Annotated in this window: 26 protein-coding genes; 2 read left to right on the forward strand and 24 right to left on the reverse strand. The window is 36.7% G+C overall.

Features of this window, described 5'->3' with window-relative positions; all coding sequences use genetic code 11:
- Positions 1-11: 11 nt before the first annotated feature.
- From QQK06_RS00110 to QQK06_RS00125, 4 genes are all read right to left on the reverse strand, one after another.
- Positions 12-137 carry a hypothetical protein gene (locus QQK06_RS00110; RefSeq protein ID WP_284242474.1) on the reverse strand — a complete coding sequence of 42 codons (126 nt, stop codon included), beginning with the start codon at positions 135-137 and terminating at the stop codon, positions 12-14.
- A gap of 233 nt (positions 138-370) precedes the next feature.
- Positions 371-697 (reverse strand): hypothetical protein, encoded by a 327-nt coding sequence (locus QQK06_RS00115; protein ID WP_284242475.1) that lies wholly within the window; start codon positions 695-697, stop codon positions 371-373.
- 94 nt (positions 698-791) lie between these two features.
- A complete protein-coding gene (locus QQK06_RS00120) occupies positions 792-1,304 on the reverse strand; it encodes a hypothetical protein (RefSeq protein ID WP_284242476.1) in 513 nt (170 codons plus the stop codon).
- A gap of 422 nt (positions 1,305-1,726) precedes the next feature.
- Positions 1,727-2,272 (reverse strand): hypothetical protein, encoded by a 546-nt coding sequence (locus QQK06_RS00125; protein ID WP_284242477.1) that lies wholly within the window; start codon positions 2,270-2,272, stop codon positions 1,727-1,729.
- Positions 2,273-2,419: 147 nt separating this feature from the next.
- Here QQK06_RS00125 and QQK06_RS00130 point away from each other — a divergent pair, with 147 nt between their 5' ends.
- Positions 2,420-3,373 (forward strand): IS110 family RNA-guided transposase, encoded by a 954-nt coding sequence (locus QQK06_RS00130; protein ID WP_284242478.1) that lies wholly within the window; start codon positions 2,420-2,422, stop codon positions 3,371-3,373.
- A 22-nt stretch (positions 3,374-3,395) separates the two neighbouring features.
- Here the strand turns inward: QQK06_RS00130 and QQK06_RS00135 are convergent, their stop codons facing one another.
- The 12 genes from QQK06_RS00135 to QQK06_RS00190 form a co-directional block, all read right to left on the reverse strand.
- A complete protein-coding gene (locus QQK06_RS00135; protein WP_284242479.1) occupies positions 3,396-3,818 on the reverse strand; it encodes a hypothetical protein in 423 nt (140 codons plus the stop codon).
- Positions 3,819-3,930: 112 nt separating this feature from the next.
- Complete coding sequence (locus QQK06_RS00140) at positions 3,931-4,365, reverse strand: hypothetical protein (RefSeq protein WP_284242481.1); 435 nt, start codon at positions 4,363-4,365, stop codon at positions 3,931-3,933.
- A gap of 512 nt (positions 4,366-4,877) precedes the next feature.
- Complete coding sequence (locus tag QQK06_RS00145; protein ID WP_284242482.1) at positions 4,878-5,171, reverse strand: hypothetical protein; 294 nt, start codon at positions 5,169-5,171, stop codon at positions 4,878-4,880.
- Positions 5,172-5,326: 155 nt separating this feature from the next.
- Positions 5,327-5,584, reverse strand: a complete 258-nt coding sequence (locus tag QQK06_RS00150; RefSeq protein ID WP_284242483.1) for a hypothetical protein — start codon at positions 5,582-5,584, stop codon at positions 5,327-5,329.
- Between the two features lie 95 nt (positions 5,585-5,679).
- Positions 5,680-6,024, reverse strand: a complete 345-nt coding sequence (locus tag QQK06_RS00155) for a hypothetical protein (protein ID WP_284242484.1) — start codon at positions 6,022-6,024, stop codon at positions 5,680-5,682.
- 477 nt (positions 6,025-6,501) lie between these two features.
- On the reverse strand, positions 6,502-6,750 hold the full coding sequence (locus tag QQK06_RS00160; protein ID WP_284242486.1) for a hypothetical protein: 249 nt from the start codon (positions 6,748-6,750) through the stop codon (positions 6,502-6,504).
- A gap of 117 nt (positions 6,751-6,867) precedes the next feature.
- Positions 6,868-7,236: a GFA family protein gene (locus tag QQK06_RS00165; protein WP_284242487.1), complete on the reverse strand. Its 369-nt coding sequence runs from the start codon at positions 7,234-7,236 to the stop codon at positions 6,868-6,870.
- 129 nt (positions 7,237-7,365) lie between these two features.
- Entirely contained in the window at positions 7,366-7,614 is a 249-nt protein-coding gene (locus tag QQK06_RS00170; protein ID WP_284242488.1) for a hypothetical protein, read from the reverse strand.
- A gap of 127 nt (positions 7,615-7,741) precedes the next feature.
- Complete coding sequence (locus tag QQK06_RS00175; protein ID WP_284242489.1) at positions 7,742-8,134, reverse strand: hypothetical protein; 393 nt, start codon at positions 8,132-8,134, stop codon at positions 7,742-7,744.
- A 103-nt stretch (positions 8,135-8,237) separates the two neighbouring features.
- Positions 8,238-8,678, reverse strand: coding sequence for a hypothetical protein (locus QQK06_RS00180; protein WP_284242490.1), 441 nt, complete (start codon positions 8,676-8,678; stop codon positions 8,238-8,240).
- A gap of 99 nt (positions 8,679-8,777) precedes the next feature.
- The gene (locus QQK06_RS00185; RefSeq protein ID WP_284242491.1) at positions 8,778-9,245 is read right to left on the reverse strand and encodes a hypothetical protein; all 468 of its coding nucleotides are present in this window, start codon (positions 9,243-9,245) and stop codon (positions 8,778-8,780) included.
- Between the two features lie 110 nt (positions 9,246-9,355).
- Entirely contained in the window at positions 9,356-9,856 is a 501-nt protein-coding gene (locus QQK06_RS00190) for a hypothetical protein (RefSeq protein WP_284242492.1), read from the reverse strand.
- A 209-nt stretch (positions 9,857-10,065) separates the two neighbouring features.
- On the opposite strand from QQK06_RS00190, the gene QQK06_RS00195 reads away from it, so the two are divergent.
- A complete protein-coding gene (locus QQK06_RS00195; protein ID WP_284242493.1) occupies positions 10,066-11,019 on the forward strand; it encodes an IS110 family RNA-guided transposase in 954 nt (317 codons plus the stop codon).
- A 36-nt stretch (positions 11,020-11,055) separates the two neighbouring features.
- Here the strand turns inward: QQK06_RS00195 and QQK06_RS00200 are convergent, their stop codons facing one another.
- From QQK06_RS00200 to QQK06_RS00235, 8 genes are all read right to left on the reverse strand, one after another.
- Positions 11,056-11,439 carry a hypothetical protein gene (locus QQK06_RS00200; RefSeq protein WP_284242465.1) on the reverse strand — a complete coding sequence of 128 codons (384 nt, stop codon included), beginning with the start codon at positions 11,437-11,439 and terminating at the stop codon, positions 11,056-11,058.
- 135 nt (positions 11,440-11,574) lie between these two features.
- Positions 11,575-12,069 (reverse strand): DUF4279 domain-containing protein, encoded by a 495-nt coding sequence (locus tag QQK06_RS00205; RefSeq protein ID WP_284242494.1) that lies wholly within the window; start codon positions 12,067-12,069, stop codon positions 11,575-11,577.
- Between the two features lie 417 nt (positions 12,070-12,486).
- Positions 12,487-12,966 carry a hypothetical protein gene (locus QQK06_RS00210; RefSeq protein ID WP_284242495.1) on the reverse strand — a complete coding sequence of 160 codons (480 nt, stop codon included), beginning with the start codon at positions 12,964-12,966 and terminating at the stop codon, positions 12,487-12,489.
- Between the two features lie 506 nt (positions 12,967-13,472).
- Entirely contained in the window at positions 13,473-14,117 is a 645-nt protein-coding gene (locus QQK06_RS00215) for a hypothetical protein (RefSeq protein WP_284242496.1), read from the reverse strand.
- A 14-nt stretch (positions 14,118-14,131) separates the two neighbouring features.
- Positions 14,132-14,494: a DUF2750 domain-containing protein gene (locus QQK06_RS00220; protein ID WP_284242497.1), complete on the reverse strand. Its 363-nt coding sequence runs from the start codon at positions 14,492-14,494 to the stop codon at positions 14,132-14,134.
- Positions 14,495-14,624: 130 nt separating this feature from the next.
- A complete protein-coding gene (locus tag QQK06_RS00225) occupies positions 14,625-14,969 on the reverse strand; it encodes a hypothetical protein (RefSeq protein ID WP_284242498.1) in 345 nt (114 codons plus the stop codon).
- Between the two features lie 160 nt (positions 14,970-15,129).
- Positions 15,130-15,591, reverse strand: a complete 462-nt coding sequence (locus QQK06_RS00230) for a hypothetical protein (RefSeq protein WP_284242499.1) — start codon at positions 15,589-15,591, stop codon at positions 15,130-15,132.
- Positions 15,592-16,122: 531 nt separating this feature from the next.
- Positions 16,123-17,277, reverse strand: coding sequence for a serine hydrolase domain-containing protein (locus QQK06_RS00235; RefSeq protein ID WP_284242500.1), 1,155 nt, complete (start codon positions 17,275-17,277; stop codon positions 16,123-16,125).
- Positions 17,278-17,658: the final 381 nt, after the last annotated feature.

Genomic DNA, 17,658 nt, shown 5'->3' on the forward strand with positions numbered 1-17,658 from the left:
TTGTTATGTGACTAATCGCCGCCGCAACCACCATCTCCACCACTATCACCGCCACAGCCTGAATCATGTTCACTTTCATCTGAAAGTGTCTCAAAGCCAAAGAAGAAGTAACCTGTTTCGTACTTTGAATAAGCCATTGCAACTACAAGAATTGGAACTCCATAAGAGTAATCTCCACTAAGCAGAAAATATATAGCCCCTGCAAATAGCGATATAATAAATATTGCTTTAAACACTTCAACTTCTCCTTGTTAGCTATGCGAGTCACATAACGCCCTGTTAAGGGGCTGATTAATGTTTGGCTAAAATGTGAAGCGAAGCGGAACCGAGCCAAACGTTAGCAGTCCCGCGCTTAAACAGCTTGTTATGTTTAATTTACCACTTTACCAACATTTAATTTAGCCGACTCATTAGGCAGACTAACTTGCTTAAACATGACCGTTTTACCATTACAAGATACCTTTAATGTGTAAATATCTGGAGATGGTGAAATAGTAAATGACTCAGAGAAAATACCATTAACTTTGCGGTTGTAGAAATGCTTTGCTGAGTCGTCGCTCTCGGGCTTTAAAGTTACAACACAATCTTCAGGTGTTTCACCAGTTACAATCGCAACATTGTCACCCATCACGAACATTGAGCAGCCTGACAATAAAACACTCGCTAAAAATATTAATCTGAACATTTGATTAAACATAACGCCGCGTTAAACGGCTTAGTAATGCTTGCTAAAATGTGAAGCGGAGCGGAACCGAGCAAGCATTACGGTGTCCGATTTTTTAAACGCCTTGTTAGGTATTCTTACTACCATCAATTACAACTTTTACATGCTTTAAATTAGTAGACAAATAATCTAAAGCTTGTTCTGCCGATTCGTCTTTTAGGTTGGGAAAGTCGTACCTCTTTCCATTCCTAGTTTTGACATAAAACTCGTTGCTTTCTCCGACCCAATATTCCTTATGAACCTCAACTATATCCTTGTAATCCAGTTTGTATGACTTATTCATCCAATTATTTGGCTCTGTAAACACAAGATAGGTTTCATATAGTTTGAGGCTAAATTTAGAATTTAGTAACACATCTCTGAATGAAATAACAAGCAGATATGTGATTATTAAAGCAATACTCAAAACTATAAAAGTTACGAAAATTTGAGCTGTTAATATTGCTTCTTTTAGTGAAGCTAGCTTGTCTTCAAATTCAGCAAAGTAAGTAGCAATTGATAAGATCACAATTAGAGCTATTAAATTAAATAAACCTCTATTTCTTGTGCTTTGCTGGTACGAAATTACACATTGCTCCATGGAATACCTAACGCTTTAAACAGCGGCTAAGACACGTTTGCTATAATGCGCGCAGCGCGAGCAAGCGTGGCGTGTCCGCCTGATTTTACTTGTTAGCTGGCAACGATACCAAGTCAGTAAGTAAAACCACTTTGTTGATTTACCGCTAAACTAATTGATTACGCTGAAAAGGTAAATAATTAATTGAGACTTTACATAAAGTTAAGGCATAACCATTTAAATTAAACGCCTGACTTTAACTTAACACTAAGTTTAAATAGTTAACCAAGAAAAGTACGCCAAGCGATAAAAGTGAAAAGCTTAAAACAATAAAATAGTTTTGCCTGCTAACGCCCTGTTAAGGGGCTGATTAATGTTTGGCTAAAATGTGTAGCGGAGCGAAACCGAGCCAAACGTTAGCAGTCCCGCGCTTAAACAGCTTGTTATATGGCTTTATGACCACTTCTATTTTTAGCACCAATAAACACCGCGGTTATTATTATAATAAGCTCTAGGATTAGATCGTAAGCCCAACCTTTTGGATAGTGAACTAAGCCAATAATCAAATACATAGCGAGCAAACCAATTGCGAAATTTAGTACGTAAACAATAGCTGAACCAGCAAATGGCTTATCTAACTTTTTTCCTAAAAATAAAAATATGGTAAATGAAACAAAGTAACTCACATATTTACTATATTCTTCGAGCGATTGAGCATAGCTAAAAATTACTCCAATAGCTAAATGCAGAAAAAATAGTAAAAATGTAAATCCAATTATTACTCGAAAACTCATGACTTCCTTATCGCCATATAACGCCCCATTCAGGGGCTGATAATGGCTTGCTAAAATTGTGAAGCGAAGCGGAACCGAGCAAGCTGTTAGCAGTCCCGTTACTGTAATGGCTTGTATGGATAATAACAGCCAAATCTTATTATTCTTTTTAATCCTTTTCGGGTAATGTGAGGCCCAAGCTTTGGCTGCAACCAAAGCCTTTTTATATGGTAGTTCGATGATTGGCAGGCTCCTCTATTGAGAGACCGATAACAAGTACGAACGCCATATAAAACTCCAAGCACTAAACTCGGATAGTCAACTGGGCCTCGAGCCCGAATAGCAAGGCAGAGTCAGCTTATTATGAATAACAAAAATAATCAAAACGAAATAAATGTTGGTGTTGATACTGGCAAATCACAACTCGATATTTACATACGCCCGTTAGATATTTATTTCACCGTGACTAACGACGAAATAGGTATTAAAAAGGCGATTAAGGAAATCAAAAAATATAAACCAACACGCATCACTATTGAAGCAACTGGACGTCTTGAGCAAGACTTTATTATGGCTTGCGCAAAAGCTAATTTGCCTTTTGTTGTAGCCAACCCTGCACATATCAAAAAATTTGCAGGTGCCATAGGGCAGCATGCAAAAACAGACAAATTAGATGCACAACTTATTGCATATTACGGTGAAGCGATAAAGCCCAAACTTTCAATGCTAAAGCCCGCTACCATGCAATTGATGAGCGACTTACTTTCTCGTCGTAGACAGTTAATAGGTATACAAACCATGGAAAAGAACCGTCTAAAAATCATGCCAAAAACAATCAGCAGTATGATTAATCCCATTTTAACTGCCATTAAAAATCAGCTCGATAAGCTAGACCAAAAACTACTTAAATTAATGGAAAGCTGTGAGGATTATAAAACTAAAAACATGATAATCCAGAGCATGCCTGGTGTTGGTAATGTCGTCGCTTTCAACTTAATAAGCGATATGCCTGAGCTCGGTTATTTAACAAATAAACAAGCATCGTCATTAATTGGTGTTGCACCATTTAATAAAGAAAGTGGTATCTATCGTGGCACAAGACAGATACGAGGAGGACGTCCCAAAATTCGAACGGCAATGTACATGGCGATGATGTCCGCAATCCAATGTAACTCAGTTTTTAAAGGTACTTACGAACGGTTATTAGCGGCAGGAAAAACCAAAAAAACAGCATTAATTGCCTGTGTAAGAAAGATGATTGTGATCTTAAATTCAATGGTAAGAGATGGTGTCATGTGGGATCCTAAAATGAGTTGAGAATTAGGAATTGACACCATAGTCACTTGTTATACGTATTTACGCCATTACTAATTAACTCTGGTAAGTTGAAACTTTTAAAGTTACCGCAGAAAGCGAAACCCGTTCGCTCTTTATTTGTTGCATTATATCCACCAACCACTTCTACCGAGTCAACTAACTTCTTATCTATGCGAAAAAAGGCTGAATAATATGAATTATTTTCCTCGTTTATACGAGCATTTAGTTCTACTTCAAATGTATTTGGCACTGTTACTGACAAAGATGACAAATACATTGTTTTTGATTCATTGTTTTCGCTAATAGGGAAAAATACTTCATAAGCTCGCCAATCTTCACGCCTTTCAACTTCTTTGGCAAAAGGAATAAGCTGAAGCGTTCTATCGCCACAAAAAGCTATTGAAGCGAAAGAAATAAAATACAAAACAACAAGTAGATACTTCAACGGACTTCCTTATACGTATAACGCCCGCATAAGGGGCTGATAATAGTTTGCTAAAATGTGCAGCGAAGCGGAACCGAGCAAACTGTTAGCAGTCCCGTGCTTAATGCGCTTGTTATGTACCACCATGCTCTGAAGCATCAATTTCAAGGGCTATGGGCTCGTAACTACTTGGGTGTAACTTAACTTCTTTGACAAATATTTGCTCATTTTTTAATGGTACGTTTCTCTCAAAAGTCATTAGTTTTCCGTTATGTAAAACAACATCGGTCGTTTTAGTTTTGCCAACTACTTCGTACTTCACTTTAGCGAGGCAGTATTCATATCCATGATAAGGCAAGCTAGGAACCTGTGACTTTTTAGGGTAATAAGCTGCGATTAACTTTCCAGGGTTATGACGCTGAACAAGGAATATTGATTTTATCTGCTCTTCAAGGATTAAAGCTTCTTCCTGAGGTAGTTCTTGCATAACAGCCTCCAGTACTAATTTTTCTGGAACAAAAAACTTAGAAGTTCCGCCTCTTAAAAAAGCGATAATATCCTTAAGCATTTGCAGAGTCCTTCTGTGGTACATAACGCCCACATTAAGGGGCTTTTTATTAGTTTGCTAAAATTGTGTAGCGCAGCGAAACCGAGCAAACTGTATAAAGTCCCGCTTTAATTGCTTGTTATATGGTTAGCCCAACTTTCGTGGCATTGCCGCCAACACCTGAGACTTTGATTAAACCACATGGCTAAAATTTTAAAATACACTTAAAAGTTTAACCGGCTAATAGAAAAAGAAATGTGACGTTAATCCATTAACCTGATTGAGTAAATACCTTTTAAGTGCGCCCTAACCTAATGTTACTTTGAACAAATTTGTTAAACAACACCAAGTTTAAAACCTTAAATAAACCCTTTGATAAAACCACGTTAAACCTTTAACGAAGCAACCAACCATAGAATTCATGAAAACATATAACGCCCTGTTAATGGGCAAAATATAGTTGGCTAGAATAAGCGACGAAGGAGCAAAAGCCAACTGTATTTTGTCCTTGTTAAACAGCTTGTTATACGTAATTAGCTCCCAAGTATATTAATCTTGGTTTCTACAATTAACCGCGCAATTTTTAAATCATGATTAGGATTGGAAGTCATTCCTATATTTTGAATTATCGAAGTTGATAAATGTTTGGCAATCTTCGATGCATCGGCATTATCTATTGCAAGCTTAAACGTATGTGGAACATAACTATCATATTCGTCATTCCACTCATTATCTCCGTCGTTTACACCAATAGGATCCCATTCTTCCCACAGTATTCTGGCAATTTCTTTATAAAAACTCTTTTGCTTGGTGCTTAACTGATTCATAGATTACGTATAACGCTTTGCTAAGCGGTAAAAATTGCTGTGGTATAGTGAGCCGAAGGCGAACCACAGCAATTTTTATCCGCCTTGAGCAACTTGTTATGTTTACATACTAACGAAGCCATATTAACGTTATTTACGTATAATATTTTTCGTTTTTACATTTCTACCCAAACCTTTTCGTTTGGATGATGCTCGTATATTGTTTCTAACGAGGACTGTATATCGTTTTGATCTATCGTATAGTTGAAAACTGTATAGTCAATATCTTTTGATTCGATAAAATCGATATCATCTTCGTCCAAGATTTCTGATCCTACCCAAATAGAATATTTACCAGATTCGATAATTTTTTTGATATCACTAAATCCTTTCTTCGAAAGTACAAAAAATACCATCGCTATCTCCGTAAACATAACGCCCCATTCAGGGGCTGATAATAGCTTGCTAAAATTGTGAAGCGAAGCGGAACCGAGCAAGCTGTTAGCAGTCCCGTTACTGTAATGGCTTGTTAGCTCTTCTCTTTAAGAAGCCTTTTAACTTCAGCTATTTGTTTAGAACAACTATCGTTAGCTTTTCTATACAATTTGAGATATTTATCCTCAACGTTTTTTATTGAGCCTTCATCATGTCCTATATTTTTGTACACACTTGTTAATAAAGCAGTTGCTAATACTGGGTTTGATTTTCCACTTTCTAATTCTTTTGTAGCTATTTCATTTAAGCAATCACCTAAATTAGTCAAAGCTATTTCGATATCGCTTTGAGCAAAACTAACTCCAGATAATGGTATATATAATAATGCACATAGTTTCCAAATTTTCATCATACTTCCTTGAAGTGCTAACGCCCACATTAAGGGGCTTTTTATTAGTTTGCTAAAATTGTGTAGCGCAGCGAAACCGAGCAAACTGTAAAAAGTCCCGCTTTAATTGCTTGTTATATGTTAAACCAAGCTTTCGCGGCACTGCCGCAAACACCTGAGCATTTGATTAAACCACATAGTTTAAATTTATAAACACACTTAAAAGTTTAACAAGCTAATAGAAAAAGAAATGTGACGTTAATCCATTAACCTGATTGAGTAAATACCTTTTAAGTGCGCCCTAACCTAATGTTACTTTGAACAAATTTGTTAAACAACACCAAGTTTAAAACCTTAAATAAACCCTTTGATAAAACCACGTTAAACCTTTAACGAAGCAACCAACCATAGAATTCATGAAAACATATAACGCCCGCATAAGGGGCTAAATAATAGTTTGCTAAAATGTGAAGCGAAGCGGAACCAAGCAAACTGTTAGCAGTCCCGTGCTTAATGCGCTTGTTATGTTTACTTTAGTTTTGAATCTACTTTTTCTATTAACTTGTCACAACAACCAGAAACGTCAAAGCTTAAATTATCAATGTTACGACCTTTGATCGTTATTTTTGGACGTTGCCCATGTTCTGGACAAGTAATGTTACCAATATCGCTTTTAATTGAATCTGCAACACCAGATAAAACAGCCGCTTCAAGCTCATCACCAATATTATTTGGGTTTACTTTACGTCCATTAATTTCAAATGATATATCGATCATCTTTTATCTCCTTGATTGAGGTAAACATAACGCCTACTTAAGCGGAAAAATATAGTTGGCTAAAATGTTGAACGGAGTGAAAACAGCCAACTGTATTTTTTCCGTTTGAAGTTATTGTTAGCTGCTACGCAACCAACATACCTTTGATTCTTGATGTAGCTCTTTAATTTCTGAAGTACTGAAATCATTATCAAATGAACCAACGGCTATTGCTACCCACTCAGGATATCTTTCACTGCAGCCCCATTCAATATTAGAACCACAGATGCTGCAAAATTTCCGTAAGACGTCTTCTGAAGAATTAAAAACAGATAATTTCTCTTTTCCTTTTGTATACTCTACGTCCGCTCTCTTGAATCTAGCATAAGTTGCGAATGCTGCACCATGTTGCTTTTGGCACATTTTACAATGACAATGTGATACAGCGACAGGATCGCTAACAATTTCAAATTTGATTGAACCACAAAGACAACTCCCAATATTCATTGAAACTCCTAGTACAGCTAACGCCACATTAAGCGGCTATTTATTGTTGGCTAAAATATGTGAGGCACGAACAAAAGCCAACTGTAAATTGTCCGATTGAATGCCTTGTTAGGTAAATTTTCACATCGACTATGATGATATAATTTCTACAGCCAGAAGAAATAAGTTTTCTGCTGATTTTTCCCAAAAACCTTTTTTAGACTCTTCTTTTTGATACTGCTTATCGAGGCATTCTTTATAAAGATCGTCGCCAGATTTAATTCCATTTTTTTCTGCTGTATTAGCTATCTCAATACAGCGACTAGTATCAATTGATTTGCTGGAAGCACAACCAGACAATGTAATCAAAGCTAGTAATACTAATAATAAATTTTTCACTAAAATCCTTTTTCAACTCTAAAACTTAGATTTACCTAACGCCTTACTAATGGGCGCAAAATTGCTTGGCTAAAATTAGCGACGAAGGAGCACAAGCCAAGCGTTTTGCGTCCTTTTGAGTAACTTGTTAGTTGCCGTTTTTGCAGACGTATTTTAGTAAATCTGTGTAATCCGCTAATACTAAATTTACGGCTTCATTCATATTGTAAGATTCATCATCAATCATTTCAGCATCGTGATAAATCCGATACAAGTTTCCATTAGCGCCATCATTTATGTTTATGAAATATGGATCACCGGAACCTAGTGAGCAACTAGCTACGGGAATGTATCCAAATTTCTTTACTGCGATTCCAGGATAAAACTCGTTAGCTTCGTTGAGGATTTGATTTTCATCGAGTAGTTTAAGGTTACCACCATCTAACTCAGATAGATCAGCGGACTCTGGAATTTCACAGTATTTCCCCACTAATTCATTTTTAATTATGAAAGCTTTCCAATACTCCGGAATCAAAGCCAATCTCCCTAGGCAACTAACGCCCTAATAATGGGCAAAAAATTGTTTGCTAAAATGTTGAGGAACGAAAACAGCAAACTGTTTTTTGTCCTTATTTATTAGCTTGTTATATTGCACTATTCACCAACCTAGAAGCAATACTTTCAGTGCCACCGAATGATTTATTTAACCACTTACTATGGTTAAATAAGTGAGCGCCTGATTTGGAAACTAGATGAACACCTTGAACGATAACGGCGTGAAAGCCAGTACGATCTATTTCTAATTGAGACTCGGCTAAATCAGGGAGTTCATCGCAAACAAAGACAATGTAGGTACCAATTTCTTTAAACAGCCACATAGCAGAGGTTTGCTGCTGAATTAATTTACGAGCGTTTGCGATTTGAGTTTTAACATCTAGGTCAGAATCAAAATCTCTGACAGCTAAAACGTATTTAGCCAATCGGGTCTTTTTTAATAAGCACAAACTCAAGTCTGTATTTAGAGGAAGTGATTGTGAATAAACCTCAGGATAAAAAGAATTTTCGATGTTATTGACGATATTCACCTAACCTCCTTGTGCTATATAACGCCTCATTAAGAGGCAAAAAATTGTTGGCTAAAATTAGCGACGCAGGAGCAAAAGCCAACTATTTTTTGTCCTGCTTTAATGACTTGTTAGAAGCCGATTACTCCGATGTTCTTTGGTTGGATCGTGTGGATTTACATTACCACCTTCCAGAGCCTTATTTATATAACCTAAATCAGTCTCGATTTCGACTGCAACCAAATAATGCTTACCTAATGCAGAGCGCCAATAGTGAAACTTTTCTTGGTACTCTTGGTTGAAACTAAACTCAACTGAAACAGATTTAACCCATTCGAGCGGAGTCTTCTGCGCCTTAAGCAACCGTTCTAGTTGGGCTTTCATTTGTTGGCACATTTCAAACACCTGAGGTGAATGAAGGCTATTACGTAAGGCTAATAAATATAAAGTAATAGATTCAACATTATTTTCTTGTGCCAACAAGAACAACTGACCAACTGCCCAGTACCCTAAATAATCGTTATTTCGCCCACTTAATAGTTTGGCAAAATTGATTGTGATTCCTTTCAATTCTCGACGACGAGGCATAATTTCCTAAAGGCTTCTAACGCCGCAATATGGGGCGTATTAAGCTTGGCTAAAATTAGCGAAGAATGAGCGCCAGCCAAGCTTTAGACGTCCCACGCATAATTGCCTTGTTAGCTGTACTTTTCTTTATTAAACATTTTTGGAGCGCGTAATGCAGTTACGAATGCTAGAACAAAAAGTACCGCTGCGTATGCAAACCAAGAAATTTGATACAGCCCCAATAAATTACTAGTAGTATGCGATAACAAATAAACGAATACCGACAAAAACGCCAAATGCTTTACTGCTATTGACTCCTTAATTTTAAGTTGCCCTAAGTAGAAGCCTGCACCGCCCACTAAACCAGCCAGTATCACGCTAGCCACGATTGCCAAAACATGAATATCGGCACCTGATTTGTATACGGAGTAATAGCGCAGTATGAAACTAAAAATTATCAGAAACAAAGTAAATAAGCTTGATTGTTTGATGATGTTCAATGTAACTCCTTGTACAGCTAACGCCCCAATCAGGGGCTGATAATAGCTTGCTAAAATGTGTAGCGAAGCGGAACTGAGCAAGCTGTTAGCAGTCCCGTTACTGTATTGGCTTGTATGGATAATAACAGCCAAATCTTATTATTCTTTTTAATCCTTTTCGGGTAGTGTGAGGCCCAAGCTTTGGCTGCAACCAAAGCCTTTTTATATGGTAGTTCGATGATTGGCAGGCTCCTCTATTGAGAGACCGATAACAAGTACGAACGCCATATAAAACTCCAAGCACTAAACTCGGATAGTCAACTGGGCCTCGAGCCCGAATAGCAAGGCAGAGTCAGCTTATTATGAATAACAAAAATAATCAAAACGAAATAAATGTTGGTGTTGATACTGGCAAATCACAACTCGATATTTACATACGCCCGTTAGATATTTATTTCACCGTGACTAACGACGAAATAGGTATTAAAAAGGCGATTAAGGAAATCAAAAAATATAAACCAACACGCATCACTATTGAAGCAACTGGACGTCTTGAGCAAGACTTTATTATGGCTTGCGCAAAAGCTAATTTGCCTTTTGTTGTAGCCAACCCTGCACATATCAAAAAATTTGCAGGTGCCATAGGCCAGCATGCAAAAACAGACAAATTGGATGCACAACTTATTGCTTATTACGGTGAAGCGATAAAGCCCAAGCTTTCAATGCTAAAGCCCGCTACCATGCAATTGATGAGCGACTTACTTTCTCGTCGTAGACAATTGATAGGTTTACAAACCATGGAAAAGAACCGTCTAAAAATCATGCCAAAAACAATCAGCAGTATGATTAATCCCATTTTAACTGCCATTAAAAATCAGCTCGATAAGCTAGACCAAAAACTACTTAAATTAATGGAAAGCTGTGAGGATTATAAAACTAAAAACATGATAATCCAGAGCATGCCTGGTGTTGGTAATGTCGTCGCTTTCAACTTACTAAGCGATATGCCTGAGCTCGGTTATCTAACAAATAAACAAGCATCGTCATTGATTGGTGTTGCGCCATTTAATAAAGAAAGTGGTATCTATCGTGGCACAAGACAGATACGAGGAGGACGTCCCAAAATTCGAACGGCAATGTACATGGCGATGATGTCCGCAATCCAATGTAACTCAGTTTTTAAAGGTACTTACGAACGGTTATTAGCGGCAGGAAAACCAAAAAAAACAGCATTAATTGCCTGTATAAGAAAGATGATTGTGATCTTAAATTCAATGGTAAGAGATGGTGTCATGTGGGATCCTAAAATGAGTTGAGAATTAGGAATTGACACCATAGTCACTTGTTATATTTTAATTACAAATAGACTTAGAAACATGTGAGGAACCACCATCGGTATTTTTGCAGCTAAATCCATATTGGGATTCGGTGCAAGATGGGTTTTCTTTAACCTCTTTACATAATTCATCATTATGGCTTTCCCAATATAGAGAATCTAAAGAAAAGCCTAACAAGATTAACGAACTAAAAATAATTGTACCAATAATAAATCTAGGATTGAAAAAAGTTTTTATTCCAAATAAAAAGACACCAACGTAAGAGATAGATATAAGGTAATAATATTCTGACGTACCTCCTGCTAGGCCATAGATAATGACAAAAAAAAGAACTGGTACAGATAAAGCAACCAAAACAAGAATTAAAGTATTTATTTTTGTTATCTGACGTTCAAACAACTCGAAGAGCAAATCCATTCACCTTTAAAATATAACGCCCATTTAAGGGGCTGAAAATAGTTTGCTAAAATGTTTAGCGAAGCGAAACCGAGCAAACTGTTAGCAGTCCCGCTTTAAATTCTTGTTAGTTGTAATTTACTCTTCACCTACTGGGTAGGCAGAATATTCCAAAGACAAACCAGTTTTAACTAATAGTTCTATGATATTTAGCGAAAACTGATGTGAAGCAATATATTGAACCTCATCACCAACACCTATTCCAAGTGATAACTCAGCAGATACGCCCAACTTATTAAAGTTTATAGATTGCTCGTGCAATTGATTAAGAAACGCTTCTATTTTTTGAGTAAGTCCTGCGGGAGTATCAGTATCAGCAATTTCATACTCATAGCCAAAATCATCATATGTTTTACTATTTGTGATGGCGTCACCCAAAGACCAACTCCTGTATGGTGTAAGTGGAATTTTTGATTTGGCTATTTCTAGCTCTTCTTTTGAGCCTCGAATAGTTAATGTAGCTAGATTCAAATGCTGAATTTCCTTATTACAACTAACGCCGTAATATGGGGCGTATAAATGCTTGGCTATAATCGCGAAGAATGAGCGCCAGCCAAGCTTTAGACGTCCCATCCATAATTACCTTGTTAGGCAGACTATCGAATTAGCCGCCCATTTTCATCTCTATGAGGCCTTCTTTCAAAGCTTGATGATGACGACTTATTCCTGACAACAACGAAGTAAAAAACAAAGTAACCGAGCCAAGAAGCAAAAAAGGCCGATAAAAACCAAATGATTTTTTCCAGTCCTTCAACTTTTCTAGAAGCTAATGCCAGTATCCATGGCAATACAGTTAATATAAGAATTGCTAAAATTACTAGTATTTGCCAAACACTTATTCCACCCAAAATGAACTCCTTTTCAAATTAATTACTTTTGTCTGCCTAACGCCCCAATCAGGGGCTTTTATACAGTTGGCTAAAATAACGAACGCAGTGAGGGAAGCCAACTGTTAAAAGTCCCTGCCTGCATTGGCTTGTTAGCAATACATTATTTTTTGTAGGGTACTGCATTTTCTAGCTGCTCTAAGAGTAGCTTCTTTTCTGTTCTTACCACCCACATAGACGCCATCTCGCTAGACACATCATTACCCTTTAGCAATAGTGTAACCAAAGCATCACTGTTAAGGGAATAAGTAGAACCTTTTAGCATTGAAGCATCGAGAACGAAAATTAATTCATATTTATAGGCTACCCCTTCGCAATGCATTGGTATTCTAGCAACGGGATTGCTCCAAAGGATATTCGCACTATCAATTTTACATTCTAAACCTTTTTCTGTGCTTGATAGGTTGTCTTTATATACAAATTCACCCTCAGGTTTTAATAAATCAATATAGAAGTAAGAAATGCCTTTTATTTCATCATTTCTATTTAGTTCGATACCTTCATATATTCCTTGAAGTTCTTTTAAATCAGCGGCAAATGCATTAAAGGAGAAAATAAATAAAATAACTAGATAATTACGCATGACTATCCTTGTATTGCTAACGCCCACATTAAGGGGCTTTTTATTAGTTTGCTAAAATTGTGTAGCGCAGCGAAACCGAGCAAACTGTAAAAAGTCCCGCTTTAATTGCTTGTTATATGTTAAACCAAACTTTCGCGGCACTGCCGCCAACACCTGAGCACTTGATTAAACCACATAGTTTAAATTTATAAACACACTTAAAAGTTTAACAAGCTAATAGAAAAAGAAATGTGACGTTAATCCATTAACCTGATTAAGTAAATACCTTTTAAGTGCGCCCTAACCTAATGTTACTTTGAACAAATTTGTTAAACAACACCAAGTTTAAAACCTTAAATAAACCCTTTGATAAAACCACGTTAAACTTTTAACGAAGCAACCAACCACAGAATTCATGAAAACATATAACGCCCGCATAAGGGGCTGATAATGCTTGGCTATACTTGTGCAGCGAAGCGGAACCGAGCCAAGCGTTAGCAGTCCCTTCACTTTATGCGCTTGTTATATTAGCAATTTATTGCCGAAATCCTAATTTTTTCAACGGTTTTAAACTCAACGTCAATTGGCAGTGAACCCTCATTTATTAGGAGCTCATTAATCCTTAAACTAATATTTTTTTGCTTTCTAAACTTGAATACCAACTTAAAGTAGTTAGTTTTATGACTGAATTTTGGTATATCTGCCAACGCCTTGATTTCTTGGGAGTGCCACTCGTTTTCTGACACTCGGTAAAAATGGCTGACTTCTAGAGGGAAAACTTGCTTTTCATCTATCTCAAAAGCAATGTTTTCAGAAAGTAACTGTAATTCGAATAAATCTTTGGATTCGACCTCAAACCAAATCCATGTTTGATCATAATTAATATGAACATCACCTGCCTGTGCAGATACCTGAACATTATCATTTTTCAAAATAAGTTTTGAAGGGGAGTTATCTCCACAATGACCTACGGAAATAACCTCACCTACTTTTGAAATAGGTGCGTAATATGTCCCTGGATAAATGGTGCATCCCTGCAAAAGTAGAAAGCTTACCAATACTATAAATTTACGCATAGCTTCCCTTGCTAATATAACGCCGCAATATGGGGCGTATAAATGCTTGGCTATAATTGCGAAGAATGAGCGCCAGCCAAGCTTTAGACGTCCCATTTATAATTGCCTTGTTAGGAGACGTTAATTTGCGCGTCCAAATTGGAAATTAAAGAACTTAACTTCAAGTCAAAGCCCGTTAAGTCTTTGCCACTTAAATTCAAATTTACCAGCCTTTCTTTTTTCTCAAGAATAGGCACCATTGATTCTTTGAACTCACTCCAAGACATTTGAATAGGTTCTACTTCACTCAGTAATTCAGGAGCCAGTTTCTTCAACCTTAGAATCCTAGATCTTGAGGACCAAACAGGAAAGGAAACTTGGTGTTCAGATACATCAAATTCCAATATCGTTCCATCTGGAAATTCAGCAAACCACAAAATCTGAGTTTCAGACACTTCCTTGTAAAATTTTTCTATCTGCGAACCTACACTCAATTCCCTAAGTCTCCTAACGCCTGAATAATGTGTGAGCATAGTTTGGCAATTTTATTGCGCTGTTTGCAACTAAAAATGAAAAACTATGGCGAATCACGATTCATTCCCTTGTTAGGCTGACCTTGCTTTGTTAGTTACAATCTTTCTCTATTCCAGGCTTTACCAATTTTATAGTTTCAAGAGAAAGCTCATCCGTCCATGTTGCCTCATACGAAGCTAAAATTTTCAGAGTAATTTGGCAATACTGAGGGTAGTTTTTTAGCTCATAAATAGTAGCAGCTGAAACTTGAGACGATGCACCATTAAAATTAGAAATTAAAAAGTGATAGTTCTCAAAAGATTTTTGTTTAACGAACGCATTTTCATTTTTCACGTACTCGAAAACAGAAAAAGCAATACTAAAAAGAGGAATCATCATAGTCGCGAAACCAACAACTTTCATGAACTTAATATCACTTTTATCACTATATTCCATTTAGAAAAACTCCCTGATTTTGGCCGCATATATTGAACAGTTATTTGGCAGCCTAACGCCCGCCTAACAGGCGTAAAATGCTTGGCTAAAATTAGGAACGAAGTGACGCAAGCCAGGCTTTTTTACGTCCTTTGTTGAGGCGCTTGTTATACGAAAAGCTTCATTGCGGATAGGCGTTTGACTTATTGCACGTTTCTAATTCTTTTGACAGTGCATGTAATGAAGCAACCTGAACATTTTCCATTCGTTCTTTTCCAGATTCTAAGTCTTCGGCAATTAACTGCTTTAGTCTTTCCTCGAAAACCACAGTCGTCTCATCACTAAAATAACTTCTTGCAATCAAACTATCACTTCTCATTTTAGAAACTTTATCAAAAAGAGCCTCTTCATTTTCAGCCATATATAGTGTGGGCATTGCGAGTGACATTTCCCTGAGAAGTTCATTCATAGACTCACACCTAGCAACAAAGTGCTGCCTCTTCATCTCAAGAGATCGAGATTCTAGCTTTAATACCTCTAACTCATAAGAATTAGAGTTAGAAAAATATGTAGTAGATATTGCTGCTAATGCAGAAACAAGCGATGCAAAAATTGCAGAGATTGCAGTCCATTTATGTTCCAAGGTTTACTCCAATTTCGTATTGTTAGTTGCCCGCTTCTATGAACCTTTACTTTTGAACTTATTATAGGTTAAGAACTCGATCGAAAAAGTTAAACCACAAAGCAGTAAAATAATTATACCTACAAGCCAAAAAGCAAACTCATTAATAGTGGGTTCGTATGATGTTAAATATTTGGCAGCTACAATAAAAACTACCATAGCCACCACAATTAAAACATCTATTCGATTTTGCATAAAAACTTAATTTGACCACCAAATGGGTAATTGCATCAGTTATGCACTCAATTTCATTAGAGCTGCCGGTTATTAACATTCATTACTGCCACTAAATAACATTGACTTTGACTACCTAATATCATTTAGATTAACCATCAGTTTTTAGAAAAAATTATAATTATTTTAGGAAAAGTCGTTAATACTAATTTCTATAATTACTACTGTTCCAACATTGTGGACTTACTGCCAGTCATTTTTAAAAGTAACTAATACTTTGCTACTGGCTGGATTTATTTCTTAAAAACTAAAATCAGACTAAAAAATTGCAGGGTCAGTCACATCCCATATTTTAAGTTTAGTTAGGATTTTCGGTATTTCGTAAGTAAAAACATTTGCATCGAGTGAGGAGCTATTACACATACTAACAAAGGCTACTTGCTCCTTGGGTCTACGGATATAACTAGTACTTGTGCCCATCCATCCGCCATTGTGCAGCGTATAATTTGGCTCGATATATTGCCCGTTAGCATAAAAAGTTATTCCATTGTTTTCGTAGGAGTGTTGACTATTTGGCGTATTAAATTGAGCCATCAATTTGTTAGGGGCATCACCTAATTTCGGGGTATAAAAGTGATTATCCCAAATCAACATATCTTCGAGTGTCGTGTAAAGACCACCGTCACCCACAACAAAAATATTTGTTTCATAACGCTTTAATCCATTATCTTTGAATGTTCTATATCCTTCGGCACGGTTAGGTACTATCTCTCGCATATCATCAGCGAAAAAAGTGTTATGCATACCAAGCGGTTCAAAGATGTATTTTGTAGTGTACTCCCGCATGGACATACCACTGACTTTAGCGACTAACTCCGCCAATAAAAAGTAAGCGAAGTTACTATAGGCCTGTTGAGTATCAGGCTGATGCTCTAAAGGAAGCGATTTTATGACATCGTAGTATTCTTCTTTGGTCAGGTAGTCCTCATCACCTAGTCTGAACGGACCACCAGCGGCGGACAGTAGTGGTTTGGGTAAGAGCGATTTGAGTGTATCGTAATCTGCCATCCCTGAAACGTGACCTAACATTGAGTTGATAGTTACTTTTACCCCATAGTCTTTCAAATCAGTAAGATGTTTCCGTATATCATCATCAAGGTTAATTTCCCTTTTTTCTGCTAATAACAATACCGCAAATCCGGTGAATTGTTTAGATACAGATGCCATACGAAATACTGATATTGAACTGAGTGGAACCTGATGTTCGATGTTTGCCAAACCATAGCTTTTCTTGAATAAAAATTGTTGATTCTTAATAATACCTACAGAGCACCCCGGCCCATAAGCTGGAATAGACTCTGCTGCAATTCTATCAATTTCCTTTTCCAGTAGCGTTAGTTGGGTTTCGCTTCCCATAACGGCAAATGAAAATAACAAAATAACCCCAGCGATTCCTTGAATACTTTTATACATTAATTTCCCTTTTTTATTATTAACTATTCTGATAGTTGTATAGTTTCAACACTTTCCTTTACAGCAATCAGCTCAATAAACTACGTAGAACCTCGTAGATTTACTTTTTTTGTTGAAAAAGTCAACAAAGTGATGAAATAAGAAAAATCGGATGCTCACAATTATTATTGGCACTGAATGACATTTTTCTAAATTCTGATTACGGCAACTTTAATCTTACAGTGGCCTTAAAATTAATAAATATTAGATTTTCTCTTGCCAACACGTAAATTTTTAAAGTGGCAAACCAAAATGCAATTGGATGGTTAGGCTTGATGCAATTGAGTGGCACTAATGGTAGATATTTTCCAACAAAGCTCGACATCTACTCTTAGGGCTACT

It is taken from the genome of Thalassotalea insulae (assembly GCF_030161395.1).
GTDB lineage: Bacteria > Pseudomonadota > Gammaproteobacteria > Enterobacterales > Alteromonadaceae > Thalassotalea_E > Thalassotalea_E insulae.

Coding starts and splice junctions, on each gene's coding strand:
- QQK06_RS00225 (WP_284242498.1), bottom strand. CDS start 14,969: ATGGAATATAGTGATAAAAGTGATATTAAGTTCATGAAAGTTGTTGGT.
- QQK06_RS00210 (WP_284242495.1), bottom strand. CDS start 12,966: ATGCGTAATTATCTAGTTATTTTATTTATTTTCTCCTTTAATGCATTT.
- QQK06_RS00215 (WP_284242496.1), bottom strand. CDS start 14,117: ATGGGACGTCTAAAGCTTGGCTGGCGCTCATTCTTCGCAATTATAGCC.
- QQK06_RS00140 (WP_284242481.1), bottom strand. CDS start 4,365: ATGCTTAAGGATATTATCGCTTTTTTAAGAGGCGGAACTTCTAAGTTT.
- QQK06_RS00110 (WP_284242474.1), bottom strand. CDS start 137: ATGGCTTATTCAAAGTACGAAACAGGTTACTTCTTCTTTGGCTTTGAG.
- QQK06_RS00145 (WP_284242482.1), bottom strand. CDS start 5,171: ATGAATCAGTTAAGCACCAAGCAAAAGAGTTTTTATAAAGAAATTGCC.
- QQK06_RS00185 (WP_284242491.1), bottom strand. CDS start 9,245: ATGCCTCGTCGTCGAGAATTGAAAGGAATCACAATCAATTTTGCCAAA.
- QQK06_RS00160 (WP_284242486.1), bottom strand. CDS start 6,750: ATGATCGATATATCATTTGAAATTAATGGACGTAAAGTAAACCCAAAT.
- QQK06_RS00155 (WP_284242484.1), bottom strand. CDS start 6,024: ATGTGGGCGTTAGCACTTCAAGGAAGTATGATGAAAATTTGGAAACTA.
- QQK06_RS00130 (WP_284242478.1), top strand. CDS start 2,420: ATGAATAACAAAAATAATCAAAACGAAATAAATGTTGGTGTTGATACT.
- QQK06_RS00165 (WP_284242487.1), bottom strand. CDS start 7,236: ATGAATATTGGGAGTTGTCTTTGTGGTTCAATCAAATTTGAAATTGTT.
- QQK06_RS00205 (WP_284242494.1), bottom strand. CDS start 12,069: ATGGGACGTCTAAAGCTTGGCTGGCGCTCATTCTTCGCGATTATAGCC.
- QQK06_RS00115 (WP_284242475.1), bottom strand. CDS start 697: ATGTTTAATCAAATGTTCAGATTAATATTTTTAGCGAGTGTTTTATTG.
- QQK06_RS00195 (WP_284242493.1), top strand. CDS start 10,066: ATGAATAACAAAAATAATCAAAACGAAATAAATGTTGGTGTTGATACT.
- QQK06_RS00235 (WP_284242500.1), bottom strand. CDS start 17,277: ATGTATAAAAGTATTCAAGGAATCGCTGGGGTTATTTTGTTATTTTCA.
- QQK06_RS00150 (WP_284242483.1), bottom strand. CDS start 5,584: ATGTTTACGGAGATAGCGATGGTATTTTTTGTACTTTCGAAGAAAGGA.
- QQK06_RS00120 (WP_284242476.1), bottom strand. CDS start 1,304: ATGGAGCAATGTGTAATTTCGTACCAGCAAAGCACAAGAAATAGAGGT.